The 17,243-nt window shown below is 64.2% G+C and carries 15 protein-coding genes; 11 read left to right on the top strand and 4 right to left on the bottom strand.

Annotated features, from left to right (window positions below; genetic code table 11):
* The first annotated feature begins 45 nt into the window (after window positions 1–45).
* Together ACZ92H_RS04165 and ACZ92H_RS04160 are read left to right on the top strand one after the other, a co-directional pair.
* Window positions 46–1,488 carry a pyridoxal phosphate-dependent decarboxylase family protein gene (locus ACZ92H_RS04165; RefSeq protein WP_465047928.1) on the top strand — a complete coding sequence of 481 codons (1,443 nt, stop codon included), beginning with the start codon at window positions 46–48 and terminating at the stop codon, window positions 1,486–1,488.
* Between the two features lie 13 nt (window positions 1,489–1,501).
* Window positions 1,502–2,734, top strand: a complete 1,233-nt coding sequence (locus ACZ92H_RS04160; protein WP_465047929.1) for an ATP-grasp domain-containing protein — start codon at window positions 1,502–1,504, stop codon at window positions 2,732–2,734.
* Here ACZ92H_RS04160 and ACZ92H_RS04155 read toward each other — a convergent pair whose 3' ends face one another.
* Window positions 2,735–3,670 (bottom strand): hypothetical protein, encoded by a 936-nt coding sequence (locus ACZ92H_RS04155; RefSeq protein WP_465047930.1) that lies wholly within the window; start codon window positions 3,668–3,670, stop codon window positions 2,735–2,737.
* 83 nt (window positions 3,671–3,753) lie between these two features.
* Here ACZ92H_RS04155 and eutC point away from each other — a divergent pair, with 83 nt between their 5' ends.
* Window positions 3,754–4,551, top strand: coding sequence for an ethanolamine ammonia-lyase subunit EutC (gene eutC, locus ACZ92H_RS04150; RefSeq protein ID WP_465047931.1), 798 nt, complete (start codon window positions 3,754–3,756; stop codon window positions 4,549–4,551).
* A 108-nt stretch (window positions 4,552–4,659) separates the two neighbouring features.
* Here the strand turns inward: eutC and tsaD are convergent, their stop codons facing one another.
* Window positions 4,660–5,700: a tRNA (adenosine(37)-N6)-threonylcarbamoyltransferase complex transferase subunit TsaD gene (gene tsaD / locus ACZ92H_RS04145; RefSeq protein WP_465047932.1), complete on the bottom strand. Its 1,041-nt coding sequence runs from the start codon at window positions 5,698–5,700 to the stop codon at window positions 4,660–4,662.
* 210 nt (window positions 5,701–5,910) lie between these two features.
* Between tsaD and ACZ92H_RS04140 the strand changes: the two genes are divergently transcribed.
* Complete coding sequence (locus tag ACZ92H_RS04140) at window positions 5,911–6,318, top strand: Rieske (2Fe-2S) protein (protein ID WP_465047933.1); 408 nt, start codon at window positions 5,911–5,913, stop codon at window positions 6,316–6,318.
* 143 nt (window positions 6,319–6,461) lie between these two features.
* Here ACZ92H_RS04140 and ACZ92H_RS04135 read toward each other — a convergent pair whose 3' ends face one another.
* A complete protein-coding gene (locus ACZ92H_RS04135) occupies window positions 6,462–7,523 on the bottom strand; it encodes a 3-deoxy-7-phosphoheptulonate synthase (RefSeq protein WP_290603517.1) in 1,062 nt (353 codons plus the stop codon).
* Between the two features lie 183 nt (window positions 7,524–7,706).
* Complete coding sequence (locus ACZ92H_RS04130; protein ID WP_465047934.1) at window positions 7,707–8,384, bottom strand: hypothetical protein; 678 nt, start codon at window positions 8,382–8,384, stop codon at window positions 7,707–7,709.
* A 160-nt stretch (window positions 8,385–8,544) separates the two neighbouring features.
* Between ACZ92H_RS04130 and ybiB the strand changes: the two genes are divergently transcribed.
* The 7 genes from ybiB to rpoD all read left to right on the top strand — a co-directional run bounded on the left by ybiB (window position 8,545) and on the right by rpoD (window position 17,235).
* Complete coding sequence (gene ybiB / locus ACZ92H_RS04125; protein ID WP_465047935.1) at window positions 8,545–9,549, top strand: DNA-binding protein YbiB; 1,005 nt, start codon at window positions 8,545–8,547, stop codon at window positions 9,547–9,549.
* Window positions 9,550–9,605: 56 nt separating this feature from the next.
* Window positions 9,606–10,820 carry a BaiN/RdsA family NAD(P)/FAD-dependent oxidoreductase gene (locus ACZ92H_RS04120; RefSeq protein ID WP_465047936.1) on the top strand — a complete coding sequence of 405 codons (1,215 nt, stop codon included), beginning with the start codon at window positions 9,606–9,608 and terminating at the stop codon, window positions 10,818–10,820.
* 150 nt (window positions 10,821–10,970) lie between these two features.
* Window positions 10,971–11,576: an FxDxF family PEP-CTERM protein gene (locus tag ACZ92H_RS04115; protein ID WP_465047937.1), complete on the top strand. Its 606-nt coding sequence runs from the start codon at window positions 10,971–10,973 to the stop codon at window positions 11,574–11,576.
* Window positions 11,577–11,744: 168 nt separating this feature from the next.
* A complete protein-coding gene (gene rpsU, locus ACZ92H_RS04110) occupies window positions 11,745–11,957 on the top strand; it encodes a 30S ribosomal protein S21 (protein ID WP_008451879.1) in 213 nt (70 codons plus the stop codon).
* Window positions 11,958–12,149: 192 nt separating this feature from the next.
* Window positions 12,150–12,602, top strand: coding sequence for a GatB/YqeY domain-containing protein (locus ACZ92H_RS04105; RefSeq protein WP_465047938.1), 453 nt, complete (start codon window positions 12,150–12,152; stop codon window positions 12,600–12,602).
* A gap of 132 nt (window positions 12,603–12,734) precedes the next feature.
* A complete protein-coding gene (gene dnaG, locus ACZ92H_RS04100) occupies window positions 12,735–14,531 on the top strand; it encodes a DNA primase (RefSeq protein ID WP_465047939.1) in 1,797 nt (598 codons plus the stop codon).
* 463 nt (window positions 14,532–14,994) lie between these two features.
* The gene (gene rpoD, locus ACZ92H_RS04095) at window positions 14,995–17,235 is read left to right on the top strand and encodes an RNA polymerase sigma factor RpoD (protein ID WP_131372163.1); all 2,241 of its coding nucleotides are present in this window, start codon (window positions 14,995–14,997) and stop codon (window positions 17,233–17,235) included.
* Window positions 17,236–17,243: the final 8 nt, after the last annotated feature.

Here is a 17,243-nt window from a genome sequence, read left to right as displayed (position 1 = left end):
CGCGCGCCGGTGCGATAATCGGCGATCTCCCCATCCGACACGACCATGCTGCCACCCGACCCCGACTCCCTCGATCCGCACGACTGGGACGCGTTCCGCGCGCAAAGCCACCGGATGCTCGACGACATGCTCGACTATGCGCAGCAGATCCGCCAGCGGCCCGTGTGGCAGGCGGCGCCGGACAGCGCCCGCGCGCAATTTGCGCAGCCGCTGCCGCGCGCGCCCGGAGACCTGGGCGAGGCCCACGCCAGTTTCCTGCGCGACGTGCTGCCCTACGCCGTCGGCAATGTGCATCCCGGCTTCATGGGCTGGGTGCATGGCGGCGGCACGCCCGTCGGCATGCTGGCCGAGATGCTGGCGGCGGGACTGAATGCGAACGTGGGCGGGCGCAACCAGATGCCCGTGGAAGTGGAGCGCCAGATCGGGCGCTGGATGGCGGAACTGTTCCGCTTTCCCGACACGGCCAGCGGCGTCTTCGTCACGGGCACCTCGATGGCCAACCTGATGGGCGTGCTGGTGGCGCGCACGCAGGCGCTGGGCGCGGCGGCCCGCCAGGATGGCTTGCAGGGCGCGCCGCTGGTGGCGTACACCTCGGCCGCGGCGCATGGCTGCATCGCGCAGGCCATGGATTTGTCCGGCCTGGGCACGGCCGCCTTGCGCCGCATCGCCGTCAATGAACGGCAGCAGATCGACATCACGGCGCTGGCGCAGGCGGTCGCCGCCGACCGCGCGGCGGGCCTGCGGCCCTTCTTCATCGCCGGCACGGCCGGCACCGTGGACACGGGCGCCATCGACGATTTATCCTCGCTGGCGGCATTGGCCGCGCAGGAGCAGCTGTGGTTCCACGTCGATGGCGCGTATGGCGCGCTGGGCATGCTCTCGCCCCAGGTCGCGCCCCTGCTGGCCGGCATCGAACGGGCCGATTCGCTGGCGTTCGATTTTCACAAATGGGGGCAGGTGCCCTATGACGCGGGCTTCCTGCTGGTGCGCGACGGCGCGCGCCACATGGCGGCGTTTGCCGCGCCGGCCGCGTATCTGCGGCGCGAAGCGCGGGGACTGGCGGGCGGCTCGCCCTGGCCCTGCGATTTCGGCCCGGACCTGTCGCGCGGCTTCCGCGCCCTGAAAACCTGGTTTACCTTCAAGGTGCACGGCGCCGAGCGCATGGGCGCGGCCATCGCCCACACCTGCGCGCTGGCGCGCTACCTGGCCGAACGGATCGCCGCCACGCCGCAGCTGGAACTGCTGGCGCCCGTGACCTTGAACATCGTCTGTTTCCGTCATCTTGGCAAGGCCCGTGGCGACAGCGACGCCTTCAACGGCGAGATCGTCGCCGACCTGCACGAATCGGGCATCGCCGCGCCATCGACCACCACCATCGCCGGGCGGCTGGCCATCCGCGCCGCCATCGTCAATCACCGCACGCGCGCCGAGGATATCGACGCGCTGCTGGCGGGCGTGCTGCGCTTCGGCGCCGCGCGCCTGTCCTGAAAGGGAAGTCACCATGAACGATTTGCTGCACCACGCCGCCACGCCGTATGCGCCGCTGATCGGCCTGGCGCCCCTGATGCGCCGCGCCTTTCAGCAGGAAGACCTGGCGCCGCTGGGCGAAGCGCTGCTGGCGCGCGCGCAGGCGCATCCGGACGACGCGCATGCCTATCTGGATTTTTCCACCGTGCTGCAATTGAAGGGCGAGCGCGACATGGCGCTGGCCGTGCAGGCGCAGGCGATCGAGCTGCAGCAGCTGTATGCGCTGCCGGCGCAGGCGCCGCAGGATGGCCCCGGCATCCGCGTGCTGGTGCTGATGGGGCCGGGCGACCTGATGGCGAACACGCCCATCGAATTTCTCGTCGAGCAATCCGACGTGGCGCTCGACCTGCTGTATGTGACGGCGGACGGCCCCTTGCCGGAAGAGGTGCCCGACCACGACGTGCTGCTGGTGGGCGTGGCCGAATCGGACGCCAACCAGCCCTTGCTGGCGCTGCTGGCGCAATTCGTCGCCGATTGGCCGCGCCCCGTCGTCAACCTGCCGCAGCATATCGCGCATACCTCGCGCGATGGCTTGTGCGAAAAGCTGCGCGACCTGCCTGGCGTGGCCATGCCGCGCACGGCGCGCATCGACCGCGCGCAGCTGGCGGCGCTGGCCTCGGGCGAACTGCCGCTCGACGCCGTGCTGCCCGGCGACGCCTTTCCCCTGATCGTGCGGCCCCTCGGTTCGCATGCGGGCCATGACCTGGAAAAGATGGCGCAAGCGGGCGACCTGCAGGCCTACCTGCAGGCCGTCGACGCGCAGCGCTTTTATATCGCCCGCTTCGTCGACTACCGCGGCGAAGATGGGCAGTTCCGCAAATACCGCATCGTGCTGATCGACGGCGCGCCCTACATCTGCCACTACGCCGTGTCCTCGCACTGGATGATCCATTACCTGAATGCGGGCATGGATGAAAGCGCGGCCAAGCGCGCCGAGGAAGCGCATTGCATGGCGCATTTCGATGCGCAGTTCGCGCAGCGCCATGCGCATGCCTTGCGCGCCATCGACGCGCGCATGGGCATGCCCTACCTGGGCATCGACTGCGCCGAAACGCGCGATGGCGAGCTGCTGGTGTTCGAGGCGGACAACGCCATGATCGTGCATGCCATGGATGCCGAAGAACTGTATCCGTACAAGCGGCCCGCCATGCAGAAGGTGTTCACGGCGTTTCGCGCCATGCTGGCGCGGGCCGCTGGCGGCGGCTGATCACTTGCCCAGCAGCTGCTCCAGCAGCTGGCGCTTGGCCGCGCTGCGCGCTGCGTTCCAGTAGCCGTCGAACTGCAGCAGCAGGGTGCTGTCGTGGAAAATGCGGATGCGCTGGGGTTGTCCCAGCATGACGGCGTGCACATAGCTGGCGAACGATTCGGCAAAGTCTTCATGCATGCTGGTGGCCGCATACAGGGTGGCGAAATTCGCGCCCTGCAGCTGCGCGTAAGCCTCGCGCATCTGGCGGGCGGCCAGGCGCGGCGCCTGGTAATACGCGATCTCCGCGCGCAGGGGGAAGTCGTTGGCCGGCAGTGGCACGACCTGCATCGCGGGGGTGATCTGCCAGGCCAGCGGCAGGTAACGGTAGTCGTCCGCGCCGCGCATGGCCGCCGCGGCATTCCACCACTCGGGCAGCAGTCCCCGGCCGGCCGCCAGCACATGGCCGAATTCATGCAGCAGCAGGTATTGCAGCGCGCGCTGGCGGTTGTCGTCGCCTGGCGCGGCGATATGCGCTTCCAGGCGATAGCCATCCTGCGGCGCGAAGGGCGTGTTTTCCTTCCACGTGGCCCAGGCATTGGCCGTGCGCGCCTCGAACGCGTCCACGTCGAGCGCCACCACCACGCCCAGGATCACGCCTTCGCCGCTGACGACGATGTCGCTGATGGCCGAGGAGCCCAGCCGCCGCGCATAGCGCACGCCCAGCAGCACGCCATCGAGCAGCGCCTGCACGGAGGCGGGCATGGCGGCCATCGCCGCGCGCACGTCGGCATGGAAGCCGGCATCGACCTGCGTGGAAGTGGGCTGCGCGGCCACGCCGGTGGCCGCATTGACCTGTGCCACGTGGGCGATGATTTCATCCTGGGCAGGTCCGAGGCGCTCGAGCAGGGGCGCGTCGTACAGCTGGTCCCACTGCGCGGCATCGGCGGCAACAATCATGGCGTTCCTGGCGTGGTGAGTGACGGTGATAAACTGGAATTGCGGCGCAGTGTAGCAAGGATACGCGCGGACAGGGAGGCGATATGGCGAAAAAGGACATCGATGCGGGCCGTGCCTGGCAAGCCTTGCGACGGCATACGGCCGCGCGCATCGCGCTGGGGCGCAGCGGCGTGAGCCTGCCCACCGGCGCGCACCTGGCGTTCCAGCTGGCCCAAGCGCAGGCGCGCGACGCCGTGCACCTGGCGCTCGATGGCGTGGCGCTGTCCCATGCATTGGCGCAGCAGGGACTGGCCAGCGTGCCGCTGCACAGCGCGGCGGCCACGCGCAGCGACTACCTGCAGCGCCCCGACCTGGGACGCCGGCTCGATGCCGCGTCGCGCGCGCGCCTGCTTGATGGCGGCACGGGGAGCGCCGGCGTCGACCTGGCCCTGGTGGCGGCCGATGGCCTGTCGGCGCTGGCCGTGCAGCGCCACGCGGCGCCGTTCCTGGCCGCCTTGCGCCAACGGCTGGCGCTGGAAGCGTGGACGGTCTCGCCGCTGTACATCGTGGCGCAGGGCAGGGTGGCCATCGGCGATGAAGTGGGAGAGTTACTGCGGGCGCGCGCCGTGCTGGTGCTGATCGGCGAGCGCCCCGGCCTCAGTTCGCCCGACAGCCTGGGCCTGTACCTGACGTGGGCGCCCCAGGTCGGCTTGCTGGACGACCGCCGCAACTGCATTTCGAACGTGCGCCCCGAAGGGCTGGCGTATGCGCCGGCCGCGTACCGGCTGCATTACCTGCTGTCGCAGGCGTTCGCCCGGCAAGTGTCGGGGGTGGGACTGAAGGATGAAACGGTGCAGGAAGGGAGCGCGGCGGTGGGGCGGAATTTTTTGCTGGCGGGGTAGAGCCCGACAGCAACGACCGGGGCCGGAGTCTCAGGGGAACTGTGCCCCGGCGGGTACAGTCCTATCCAGGAAGGACTGGCCCCTGCCCTTCGTTTTAGGGTGTGTAGATTAAATGTCGCGGATCTCGTCCAGCGGCCAGCGCGGGCGCACATTGAACGAGTAATCGTATTTTGCCGCGGCGGGATTGATTTGCAGGCGCATGGCGCCGGCAAAGGCGATCATGGCGCCGTTATCGGTACAGAATTCCAGCTCCGGGTAATACACCTTGAAGCGCTTCTTGGCGGCCGCCGCGTTGAGCGAGGCGCGCAGCTGCGCGTTGGCGCCCACGCCGCCGGCGATCACCAGGCGTTTCAGGCCCGTGTGCTTGAGGGCCGACACGCATTTGGCCGTCAGCACTTCGACGATGGCGTCGACGAAGCCGCGGGCGATGTTCGCCTTGTCCTGTTCGCAGATATTCGCGATGATTTTTTCTTCATGGTTTTTCACCACCGTCAGCACGGCCGTCTTCAGGCCCGAGAAGCTGAAGTTGAAGTCCTTCGAGTGCATCATCGGGCGTGGCAGCTTGTACGCCAGCGGATCGCCGAATTCGGCCAGGCGTGAAATGGCCGGGCCGCCCGGGTAGCCAAGTCCCAGCAGCTTGGCGGACTTGTCGAACGCTTCGCCGGCCGCGTCGTCGAGCGTCTCGCCCAGCATGGTGTACTGGCCCACGCCGTCGACGCGCATCAGCTGCGTGTGGCCGCCCGAGACCAGCAGCGCGATGAAGGGGAATTCCGGCGGTTCGGACGCCAGCAGCGGCGACAGCAGATGGCCTTCCAGGTGGTGGATGCCCAGCACCGGCTTGTTGATGGCCAGGCCCAGGCTGCAGGCGACGGACGACCCGACCAGCAGCGCGCCAGCCAGCCCTGGACCTTGCGTGTAGGCGATGGCGTCGATCTCGGGCAGGGTCACGCTGGATTTCGCCAGCGTTTCTTCCAGCAGCGGAATGGCGCGGCGGATATGGTCGCGCGACGCCAGTTCCGGCACCACGCCGCCATATTGCTCGTGCATGGCTACTTGCGAGTAGAGGGCGTGCGACAGCAGGCCGCGCTGCGTGTCGTACAAGGCCAGGCCGGTTTCGTCACAGGAGGATTCGACGCCAAGAACAATCATGAAGGTGCTAAATAGGGAGGAGTAATCCGCCATTGTAAAGGAAAGCCGGGCAGTCCACCGTGCGGCTGACGCACCATTTCGGCGGCAGTGTGCACTTGCGCAGTGCGCCGCGGCGGCGTTTTGCCTCCTGTTTTGCCCTTTCTTCGCCTGCGCAGGTACTGGCACCGCTCTTGCTTAGGGACGCTTGTACATTTTTCGCGGGAGCCGGTGATGCCAGAACAATGGAAAATGATTTGCCGCCTGAAGGACATGCCGCTGGCGGGCGCGCGCATGGTGCAGCGGGGCCTGGCCTGGCAGGATTTGCCCGGCGTGGCGCTGTTCCGCGCGTGCGATGACACGGTCTACGCCCTGCTCGACACGGTGCCTGGCCTGGGCGGGCCGCTGGCGCATGGCGTGGTGATGGAGAAAAACCTGATGGGACCGAAGAACAGCTGGATCATCGAGCTCGATTCGGGCCGCCTGGTGGCGCCCGTGCAGGGCGTGGCGCGCCTGTACGCCGTGCGCATCCTGGACGGGCGCATTTACCTGGACATGAATGAACTGAATATCCCCGCCAGCAAGGCCGAGCAGGCGCTGGCCGGCTCGTTCGCCGTGCTGCCGCATGTGCTGATGGCGTGATGGGGGCTGGATGTTGGTTATGTCGCGGGTGGTGTCGGGTTACGCGCTGCGCGCTAAGCCGACCTACGCATTGCCGCGCCCGTCGGGTAGGTCGGATTAGGCCCACAGGGCCGTAATCCGACAACATTGTTGGCCGTAATATCTTACGCCGGGCGATTGAGAAGATGCGCATGCGCGTCGCGCAGCATGGTGGCCGTCGTGTCCCAGTCGATGCAGCCGTCGGTGACGGAGCAGCCATAGGTCAGTTGCGACAGGTCTTGCGGGATTTTCTGGTTGCCGCCGACGATGTTCGATTCGATCATCACGCCCACCAGCGAGCGGTTGCCCTGGCGGATCTGGTTGATCACGTCGCCCATCACCAGCGGCTGCAGTTCCGGCTTCTTGTAGCTGTTCGCGTGCGAGCAGTCGACCACCAGGTTGGCGGGCAGCTTGGCCTTGGCCAGCGCCTGTTCGGCGATGGCGATCGAGACGGAATCGTAGTTCGGGCGGCCGTCGCCGCCGCGCAGCACCACGTGGCCATACGCGTTGCCGCGCGTGCGCACGATGGCCACGTTGCCTTCGCCGTTAATGCCCAGGAAGGAGTGCGGGTGCGCCGACGACAGGATGGCGTTGACGGCGATGCTGATGTCGCCATCGGTGCCGTTCTTGAAGCCGACGGGCGTCGACAGGCCGGACGACATTTCGCGGTGCGTCTGCGATTCCGTGGTGCGCGCGCCGATGGCGGTCCAGGCGATCAGGTCGCCCAGGTATTGCGGCGAGATCGGATCCAGCGCTTCGGTGGCGGTGGGCAGGCCCAGTTCGCACACGTCGAGCAGGAACTGGCGCGCCTTTTCCATGCCTTCGTTGACCTTGAACGAATCGTCCATGTACGGGTCGTTGATATAGCCTTTCCAGCCCGTGGTGGTACGCGGTTTTTCGAAATACACGCGCATCACCAGCAGCATCGTGTCCTTGACTTCCTCTTGCAGCGCTTTCAGGCGGCGCGCGTAATCGAGGCCGGCGACGGGGTCGTGGATCGAGCAGGGGCCGACGACGACGAACAGGCGCTGGTCTTTGCGGTCGATGATGTTGCGCAGCGCTTCGCGGCCGCGGCTGACGGTGTCGAAGGCGCTTTCCGACAGGGGCAGCTTGGCGTGCAGTTCGGCCGGCGTGGGCATGGGCGCGAAGGAGGTGACGTTGATATTTTCGATGTCTGGCGTATTCATGATTCTGGCTAGGCTTTCGCTATTGCGTTCTTTAAGAGGCAATAGTGTAGCGGAAATGCGGCCTGGCGGCGGGGGAGGGCATAAAACGGGGAGAAAATGCGTACGGCAGAGTTGCTTTTATGGCAGGGCCGGCATGCGACCGGCCCTGTTTGCGTGGCCGCCGGTTGCCAGCGCGGTGACCGCTCAATGCCCTCCGGCCAGGCTGGCGCCAAAGGCGTAGCGGGCGATGCGCTGATAGTTGCCGGCCAGTTCAGGCGGCCTGGGCAGGCCAGGATGGCGCCGCACGTGCGCGAGAATGGCCGTTTCGTGCTGGCGTATCTGCACGTCGAGGCAGGCGATCTGCTGGCGCAGCAACTGGTGCAGGGCGATCTGGCCCGCGTGGAAATGGCTTTCCAGGCGCGCCATCTCCTGCTGGCGCAGCTGCTTGACGGCGTGCAGCCGGCGCAGCCACAGGCGCAGTTCCACGTAGGCGGGCGACGGCGGCGTCCAGGGCGCGGGGCGGGCCGCAGCGCAATAATGGGCCAGCACCACGGCGCCGCGCACCGCGCCATCGGGCAAGCCGCAGCCGCGCGCAAACGCTTCCAGCGGGCCAGGTTCGGCATCGCACACCAGCATGCCCATTTCGGCCAGCACGCGGGCGGCGACCTCGCTGTTGGGCGCATCGAGGCGCAGGCAGACGCGCAGGCCCATGATGGTCACGTCGTTCTTTTGCAGCCAGCTGCGCAGCCAGCGGTAGCCGGCCAGGTCGTTTTCAACCACTTTGCACAGCACGTCGCCGCCCGAGACCAGCACGGCCTTGAGCAGCAGCTTGCTCGTCTCGATGCCGACGAAGGCGGTTTCCTGTTTGATCGCGTGGTTCATGATGAGTCCTCCTGTGCAGGGATATACGCAGGGGCCATGCCGCTGGATTCAGCGCGCGCGCATTTTTTTGAGGAAATATTTTTCGTGCGGACTGTTGCATAGTCGCCTTTCGCCGCCGCCAGCCTGGCGCTACTGGGAAAAATCCGTGTAAGCTGGCGCCATGACTACTGTTTCCATACCCCATACCGACGTGGCCGGCGAGCCATTTCCCGCCGCACGTTTCATCAAGGAAATAGGACGCGGCAAGAACGGCGCGCGCAGCATGACGCGCACTGATGCCTGCGCCCTGTACCGCGCCATGCTCGAGGGCCGCGTGTCGGACCTGGAGCTGGGCGGGATTTTGTTGTCGATGCGCATCAAAGGCGAATCGGTGGAGGAGATCGCCGGTTTCCTCGACGCGGCAGAGGCGTCGTTTGCGCCGCTGGCCGCGCCTGCTGGCCAGTATGCCCCCATCATCATTCCCAGCTACAACGGCGCGCGCAAGATGGCCAACCTGACGGCCTTGCTGGCGCTGCTGCTGGCGCGCGCGGGCGCACCCGTGCTCGTGCATGGCGTGAGCAGCGACCCGGGCCGCATCACGACGGCCGAGGTGCTGGCCGCGCTGGGCGTGCCCGCCTGCGCTGACCATGCGCAGGCCGAGGCCGCCATGGCGCGCGGCGAAGCGGCCTTCCTGCCCATCGAGGCGCTGGCGCCGCGCCTGGCCTGGATGCTGTCCTTGCGGCGCCTGCTGGGCGTGCGCAATTCCACGCATACGCTGGTGAAAATCATGCAGCCATTCGCCGGGCCGGCCTTGCGCCTGGTGTCGTACACGCATCCGGAATACCTGGAAATGCTCGGTGAATATTTCCTGACGGCGGCATCGCCCGCGCGCGGCGACGCTTTCCTGATGCGCGGCACGGAAGGCGAGACGGTGGCCAACGCCAACAAGGCGCAGCAGATCGACTGGTTTCATGGCGCGCAGCGCACGGTATTGGTGGAAAAACAGTTGCAGGTGGACGATTTGCCACACTTGCCTGCCGAGCGCGATGCGGCCACGACGGCCGAGTGGATCGCCGCCGTGCTGCGCGGCCAGGTGCCCGTGCCGCCGTCGATCGCCGAGCAGGTCGCGCAATGCCTGATGGCGGCGCGGCAGATTGCATCACGGATTGCAACACAGCCCGGCTAGCCAGGTCGCCGCAGTTTACAATGGCGTCTTTGTAATCAGCGGTGACCGGAATTCTTATGGCAAAACAATTTGATGTGGCAGTGATCGGCGCGGGCGCGGCCGGCATGATGTGCGCGGCCGTGGCCGCCCAGCAGGGCAAGCGCGTGGTGCTGATCGATCACGCGGCCAAGCTGGCCGAAAAGATCCGCATCTCGGGTGGCGGGCGGTGCAATTTCACCAATATTAATGCCGGGCCGCTGAATTTCCTCTCCGAAAACCCGCACTTTTGCAAGAGCGCCCTGTCGCGCTACACGCCGCAGGATTTCCTCGCGCTGGTGAAGAAATACCGCATCGGCTACCACGAGAAGCACAAGGGCCAGCTGTTCTGCAATGAATCGGCCGAGCAGATCATCGACATGCTCAAGGATGAGTGTGCCGCAGGCGGCGTGCATTGGCGCATGCCGTGCAAGATTGAAAATGTTGCCCAACAGGCAGACGGCGGCTTCCTGCTGCAGACGGACAGCGGCGACATCGAGACGGCCAGCATCGTCATCGCCACGGGCGGCCTGTCGATCCCGAAGATCGGCGCCACGGATTTCGCCTACCGCATCGCCAAGCAATTCGGACTTGACCTGGTCGAGCCGCGTCCGGCGCTGGTGCCGCTGACGTTCGACCCGGCCAGCTGGGCGCCGTTCGCGGAGCTGTCCGGCATCGCGCTGGAAGTGGACGTGGAAACGGGCAGCCTGAAGGGCCGCAAGGCGACGGGCGTGCGTTTCCGCGAAGACTTGCTGTTTACCCATCGCGGGCTGTCCGGCCCGGCCATTCTGCAAATTTCCAGCTACTGGCTGCCCGGCACGCCCATCGTCATCAATCTGCTGCCGGAAGTGGACGTGGCGCAGACCCTGATCGAAGGCAAGGGCACCCTGAAGAAGCAGCTGGGCAATATCGTTGCCCAATGGCTGCCGCAGCGCCTGGCCGACTGCCTGCTGGCCGTCAACGGCCTGGCGCCGGACGCGCGCATCGCCGACATGCCCGACGCGCAATTGCGCAAGCTGGGCCAGGCCATCAATGCCTGGTCCATCGTGCCCAACGGTTCCGAAGGCTACCGCAAGGCGGAAGTGACGCGCGGCGGCATCGACACGCGCGCATTGTCGCAGCAGACCATGATGGCCAATAAAGTGCCGGGCCTGTATTTCATCGGCGAGTCGGTCGACGTGACGGGCTGGCTGGGCGGCTACAACTTCCAGTGGGCCTGGGCATCCGGCGTGGCGGCGGGGATTGCCCTACAGTAATACTTAGTTGCTGGGTGGCCTCGGCGTGTGATTATTGGTGATAATTTTCTTGACTTCAATGAAACGATATTGAATACTTGGCATGTAAATTGATTTTTAGATATTTTAGATGTCTAATGGCAATTAAATAAACATTACCTTGGAGTCATCATGAAACGCCTGATCGCCGCCGCCGCAGTCGCCTTGCTCAGCACCAGCGCCTTTGCCAGCACGCCCGTGCTGAGCAATGGCGGATTTGAAAACAATACCGTCGGTGGCGGCTACGTCTATGGCAACGTGGCGCCGGGCTGGAGCTTCACGGGCGGCGCCGGCGTGTCGGCCAGCTACACGGCGTGGAATGGCGTGGCGCAAGAGGGCAATGCCTTTGCCTTCCTGCAAAATACGGCCGCGATCTCGCAAAGTTTCATCAGCACGGGCGCCGCCGACTACGCGTTCGCGTTCAACCTGGCGCTACGCCCCGGCTACGACCAGGGCCAGGCCGTGACGGTCAGCCTGGACGGCACGCAGCTGGGGCAATACAATCTGACCAGCACGGGCTGGACCAGCTTCAACGTGAACGCGCTCAACATCGGCGCCGGCAGCCATACCCTGAGCTTTGCCGGCATCAACCCGGGCAACGCGCGCGACACCTCGGCTTTCCTGGACGGCGTCAGCATGAATGTCAGCGCCGTGCCGGAACCGGGCACCTACGCCATGCTGCTGGCGGGCCTGGGCCTGCTGGGCTTCATGGCGCGCCGCCGCAAGCCAGCCGTATAAGCATGTCCGCTTAAGTCATCTTGCCGTCCGGATGCGTGGTTTACGCCACAGCCGGGCGGCAATCGCAGGCTGCATGCCGCGCGCAAGTGGGGAAGGGCTTCCCTTTCCGAATAAAAGCTGCTACTATCTATCTCTTCCTATACACCACCTCAACGGTTTGAATTTTACATGACCACTATTCGCCTTAAAGAAAACGAGCCGTTCGAAGTCGCAATGCGTCGCTTCAAACGCACCATCGAAAAAACTGGTCTGCTGACCGAATTGCGCGCTCGCGAATTCTACGAAAAGCCAACAGCTGAGCGCAAGCGCAAGCTGGCAGCTGCTGTCAAGCGTCATTACAAACGCATCCGCAGCCAACAACTGCCGAAAAAATTATTCTAAGACTGTCCAGTCAGAACCAACCCGGGTAGTACGGCGCATTGTTCGCCACGGGTTTTGTTTTGATTCGCCTGAGGCTCTGCTTCAGATGAGTCGCATACCCGCTCCGGTTCGCCGCAGCGGGTTTTCGCTTTTGTGGCCCGCTGACTGTAGCCGCGCGCACGAGCACCCACCCACTGATCAACGAGGATTGCCATGAGCTTGAAAGAACAAATTACCGAAGACATGAAAAACGCCATGCGCGCCAAGGATGCGGGCAAGCTGGGCACGATTCGCCTGTTGCTGGCGGAAATCAAGCGCAAGGAAGTCGACGAACGCATCGAACTGACGGATGCGCACGTGACGGCCATCGTGGAAAAGATGATCAAGCAGCGCAAGGATTCGATCACCCAGTTCGAAGCGGGTGGCCGCGCCGACCTGGCCGACATCGAAAAAGCCGAACTGGTGCATCTGATCGGCTACATGCCTGCCGGCCTGTCGGAAGAGGAAGTGGCGGCCGAAGTGGCTGCCGCCGTGGCCGCCTCGGGCGCCGCCGGCCCGCAAGACATGGGCAAGGTCATGGCCATCGTCAAGCCGAAGCTGGCTGGCCGCGCCGACATGACGGTCGTCTCGGCGCTGGTCAAGAAGGCATTGACGCCGGCTGCCTAAGCCGCATATAAAGTAACAAGGGCTGCCGGTCATGGCACTGGCAGCCGATCAACAGCCCACACGTTGACCTGGCTCAACATCCGGCCACGTGCGGTAGTATAGTCTGACCTATAACAACACCCGCCCTCGCCAGTGATACCTCAATCCTTCATTTCCGATTTGCTCAACCGCGTCGATATCGTCGACGTCGTGGGGCGCTATGTGCAACTGAAAAAAGGCGGCGCCAATTTCATGGGCTTGTGCCCGTTTCACAGTGAAAAATCGCCCAGCTTTACCGTCAGCCCCACCAAGCAGTTCTATCATTGTTTCGGCTGCGGCGCGCATGGCACCTCGATCGGTTTCCTGATCGAATATTCGGGCATGGGCTTTGTCGACGCCGTCAAGGACCTGGCGCAGAACGTGGGCATGGTGGTGCCGGAGGCGGACGACAAGATCCCGCCGGCCCAGCGCGCGCAGATCCAGGCGCAGAGCCTGGCCCTGTCCGATGCCATGACGCAGGCGTGCGATTATTACCGGGGGCAGCTGCGCCACGCGCCGGAAGCCATCGCCTACCTGAAAAACCGCGGCTTGACGGGCGAAGTGGCGGCCCGCTTCGGCATGGGTTTCGCGCCCGGCGGCTGGGATAATCTGCGTTCCGTCTTCCCCGACTACGACGTGGTCGCGCTGGCCGAGGCTGGCCTCGTGATCGACAAGGTCGATGAAGAGGGCAATAACCGCAAGCGCTATGACCGCTTCCGCGAGCGCATCATGTTCCCGATTCGCAATACCAAGGGACAAGTCATCGCTTTCGGCGGCCGCGTGCTCGACCATGGCGAGCCAAAATACCTGAATTCGCCGGAAACCCCCTTGTTTTCCAAGGGATTCGAACTATATGGCTTGTTCGAGGCCCGCCAGGCCATCCGCGACGCGGGCTATGTGCTGGTGACGGAAGGCTATATGGACGTCGTTGCGCTGGCGCAAATGGGGTTCCCGCAAGCGGTGGCCACCTTGGGCACGGCATGCACGCCGACCCACGTGCAAAAGCTGCTGCGCCAGACGGACAACGTGATTTTCAGCTTCGACGGCGACAAGGCTGGCCGCCGCGCCGCGCGCCGCGCGCTGGAGGCGAGCCTGGCCCACGTGTCGGACAATAAAACCATCAAGTTCCTGTTCTTGCCATCGGAACATGATCCGGACAGTTACATCCGCGCATTCGGCGCCGAGGGGTTCGAGCAGCAAGTGCATGAAGCCATGCCGCTGTCGCAATTCTTGCTGAAAGAAGTGTCGGGCGAGCATGATCTGTCGGAACCGGAAGGGCGTGCCCGCGTGCAGTTCGATGCCAAGCCGCTGCTGCAGCTGATGGCGCCGTCGTCCCTGCGCCTGCAGATCGTGCGCGGCCTGGCGTCCCTGACGCAATCCACGCCGGCCGAGATCGAAGCCTTGTTCGAACTGGCCAAGCCCGTGGCCGTGGCGCACCGGGCGCCGCCGAAATCGGGCCGTCCCGTGCCGGTCGGGCTGGAGTTGAAGATCATGCGCATGCTGGTGGCGCACCCGCCGCTGACCTTGCGCATCGATGAAGCGGCCCTGGCCGCCTTCCAGCACCTGGGGCCGGATGCGGCGCACAGCCTGGGGCAACTGGTGGCCGTGGGCCAGGCGCTGGGCGAGCATGGCAGTTTTGCCGCGCTGGCGCAGCAATTGAAGGAGCTGGGCAGCGAGTACGACGAGATCATCGGCGAGATCGCGGCCGGCACGGAATCCGATTACGACAGCGAATTGTCGTGGCTCGTCAGTACCATCCGCGAGATCAAATTGAATGCCCTGAAGGCGGAATTGCAGCAATTGTTTGCGTCGGGTTTGCCATCCGAGAAAATTGGTGTACGCTACCGCGAAATCATGCAGGAGCAGGGGCAGCTGGAGCGCGAGCGCGATGCGGAATTGGTGAATCGCTAATCTTGCTCTGGGGGTATGGCGCGCACTGGAAAAACATTTTTCGCGTGCTATAATTAAATGCTAAGTATTGTGTGCTTTGGCAAGCTAGTTCTGTTTCGTAAATAGTATTTGTTTTCAGTAAGTTAGGCTCTTGATCGGCGCAAAAATCGTGTCGGCAGCCAGGGCCAAAGGCGTTTGCTGCGTTGCAAGCATGGCTTGCAGACGCTGGCAAGCCGCGCCAGGCTCTCGCTCCCAACACGGTCGGATGCAGAATTTTCTGCCGACCCGGCTGGCGACAGTCGGTGGACAGGAAGTGCTGCGTATCCCGCGGATCGTGGCCGATGAGGTGTAAGTAACGTAACAGTGTCGGACCTGAGTTGTCGGCAGGTTCGAAGATGGTGGTTCCCGCAGGTAGACAGGGAACTGGCAGCAAACTTTATCCTAATCCACCGTAAAGCAAGTCGTTGTGTAATCGAAAGCGCCTGTGCCAATCAAGAAACCCGAATCCAAAGCGGCTGCAAAGCCCACTAAAGTTACCACGAAAGCCGAAAAGGCGCTCGACCGGCCAGAAGCGCGCGTGACCAGCGCGCCGCCCGTGGTCAGCCAGACCACCGACGCCGCCACCCTGGCGGCCATCGATACGTCCGGTTATGTCTTGCCGTCGGTAAAAGTGCCAGGCCGCCGCGGCCGCAAGCCTAAAGAATTCCAGCCAGAAAATGATGAAGTGGCCGCGCTGAACGCCGTCGAGCGGGCCGAGCTGAAGGCTGTCGACAAGGCCAAGGCCAAGGACCGCAAGGCGAAGGAGCGCGCGCTGCTGAAAGACGCGTTTTCGTCCGACACGGAAGCGAGCGAGGAAGAACTCGAGCGCCGGCGCCAGAAGCTCAAGACCCTGATCAAGTTCGGCAAGGAACGCGGTTTCCTCACGTACGCGGAAATCAACGATCACCTGCCCGAAAACATCGTCGATCCGGAAGCCATCGAAGGCATCATCGGTACCTTCAATGACATGGGCATCGCCGTCTACGAGCACGCGCCCGACGCGGAAACCTTGCTGCTGTCCGACAACGTCGCCGTCGTTACCAGCGATGACGAGGCAGAAGCGGCGGCCGAGGCCGCTTTGTCCACCGTCGACTCCGACTTTGGCCGCACCACCGATCCCGTGCGCATGTATATGCGCGAGATGGGCTCGGTAGAGCTGCTGACGCGCGAAGGCGAGATCGAGATTGCCAAGCGCATCGAAGATGGCTTGAAAGACATGATCCAGGCCATTTCCGCCTGTCCCGTGACGATCGCCGAAATCATCGCCGCCGCCGACCGCATCGCCAACGAAGAGATCAAGATCGACGAAATCGTCGATGGCCTCGTCGACGATAACGAACCCGTCGCCGCGCCTGTCGTGGCCGCCCCCGTGGAAGAAGACGAGGAAGAAGGCGAAGCGGAGGAAGAGGAAGAAGAAGAGGAAGAAGAAGCGAGCGCTTCGGGCGCCGCCGGCTTCTCCGCGGAACAGCTGGAAACCCTGAAGCGCACGGCGCTGGAAAAGTTCGCCGTCATTTCCCAGCAGTTCGACAAGATGCGCCGTGCCTTTGAAAAAGAAGGCTACAACTCGAAGCCGTATGCCAAGGCGCAGGAAGCCATTTCGCAAGAGTTGCTGGGCATCCGCTTCACGGCCAAGGTGGTGGAAAAGCTGTGCGACACCCTGCGCGGCCAGGTGGACGAAGTGCGCCATATCGAGAAGCAGATCCTCGACGTGGCCGTGAACCGCTGCGGCATGCCGCGCGCCCACTTCATCAAGGTCTTCCCGGGCAATGAAACCAACCTCGACTGGGTCGATGGCGAAGTCAACGCAGGGCACGCCTACAGCGCCATCCTGGGCCGCAACATTCCGACCGTCAAGGAACTGCAGCAGCGCCTGATCGACCTGCAGGCGAGGGTCGTCTTGCCGCTGCCGGACTTGCGCAACATCAACCGCCAGATGGCGGCCGGTGAAATGAAGGCCCGCAAGGCCAAGCGTGAAATGACGGAGGCCAACTTGCGCCTGGTGATTTCGATCGCCAAGAAATACACGAACCGCGGCCTGCAATTCCTCGACCTGATCCAGGAAGGCAATATCGGCCTGATGAAGGCCGTCGACAAGTTCGAGTACCGCCGCGGCTACAAGTTCTCCACGTATGCGACGTGGTGGATCCGCCAGGCCATCACGCGCTCGATCGCCGACCAGGCGCGCACGATCCGCATTCCCGTGCACATGATCGAGACGATCAACAAGATGAACCGGATTTCCCGCCAGATCCTGCAGGAAACGGGCGCGGAACCCGATCCGGCCACCCTGGCGATCAAGATGGAAATGCCCGAGGACAAGATCCGCAAGATCATGAAAATCGCCAAGGAACCGATCTCGATGGAAACGCCGATCGGCGACGACGACGATTCCCACCTGGGCGACTTCATCGAGGACAACAACACCCTGGCACCGGCCGACGCGGCCCTGCACGCCTCCATGCGCGGCGTAGTGAAAGATGTGCTCGATTCCCTGACGCCACGCGAAGCGAAAGTGCTGCGCATGCGTTTCGGCATCGAGATGTCCACCGATCACACGCTGGAAGAAGTGGGCAAGCAATTTGACGTGACGCGCGAGCGCATCCGCCAGATCGAAGCGAAGGCGTTGCGCAAGCTGCGCCACCCATCGCGCTCCGACAAGCTGAAAAGCTTCCTGGAAGGTAACTAGAAGCCAAT

Source organism: Janthinobacterium foliorum (assembly GCF_978021625.1).
Note: the sequence above shows the minus strand (reverse complement) of the source record. Positions and strands in the feature narration are given on the sequence as shown.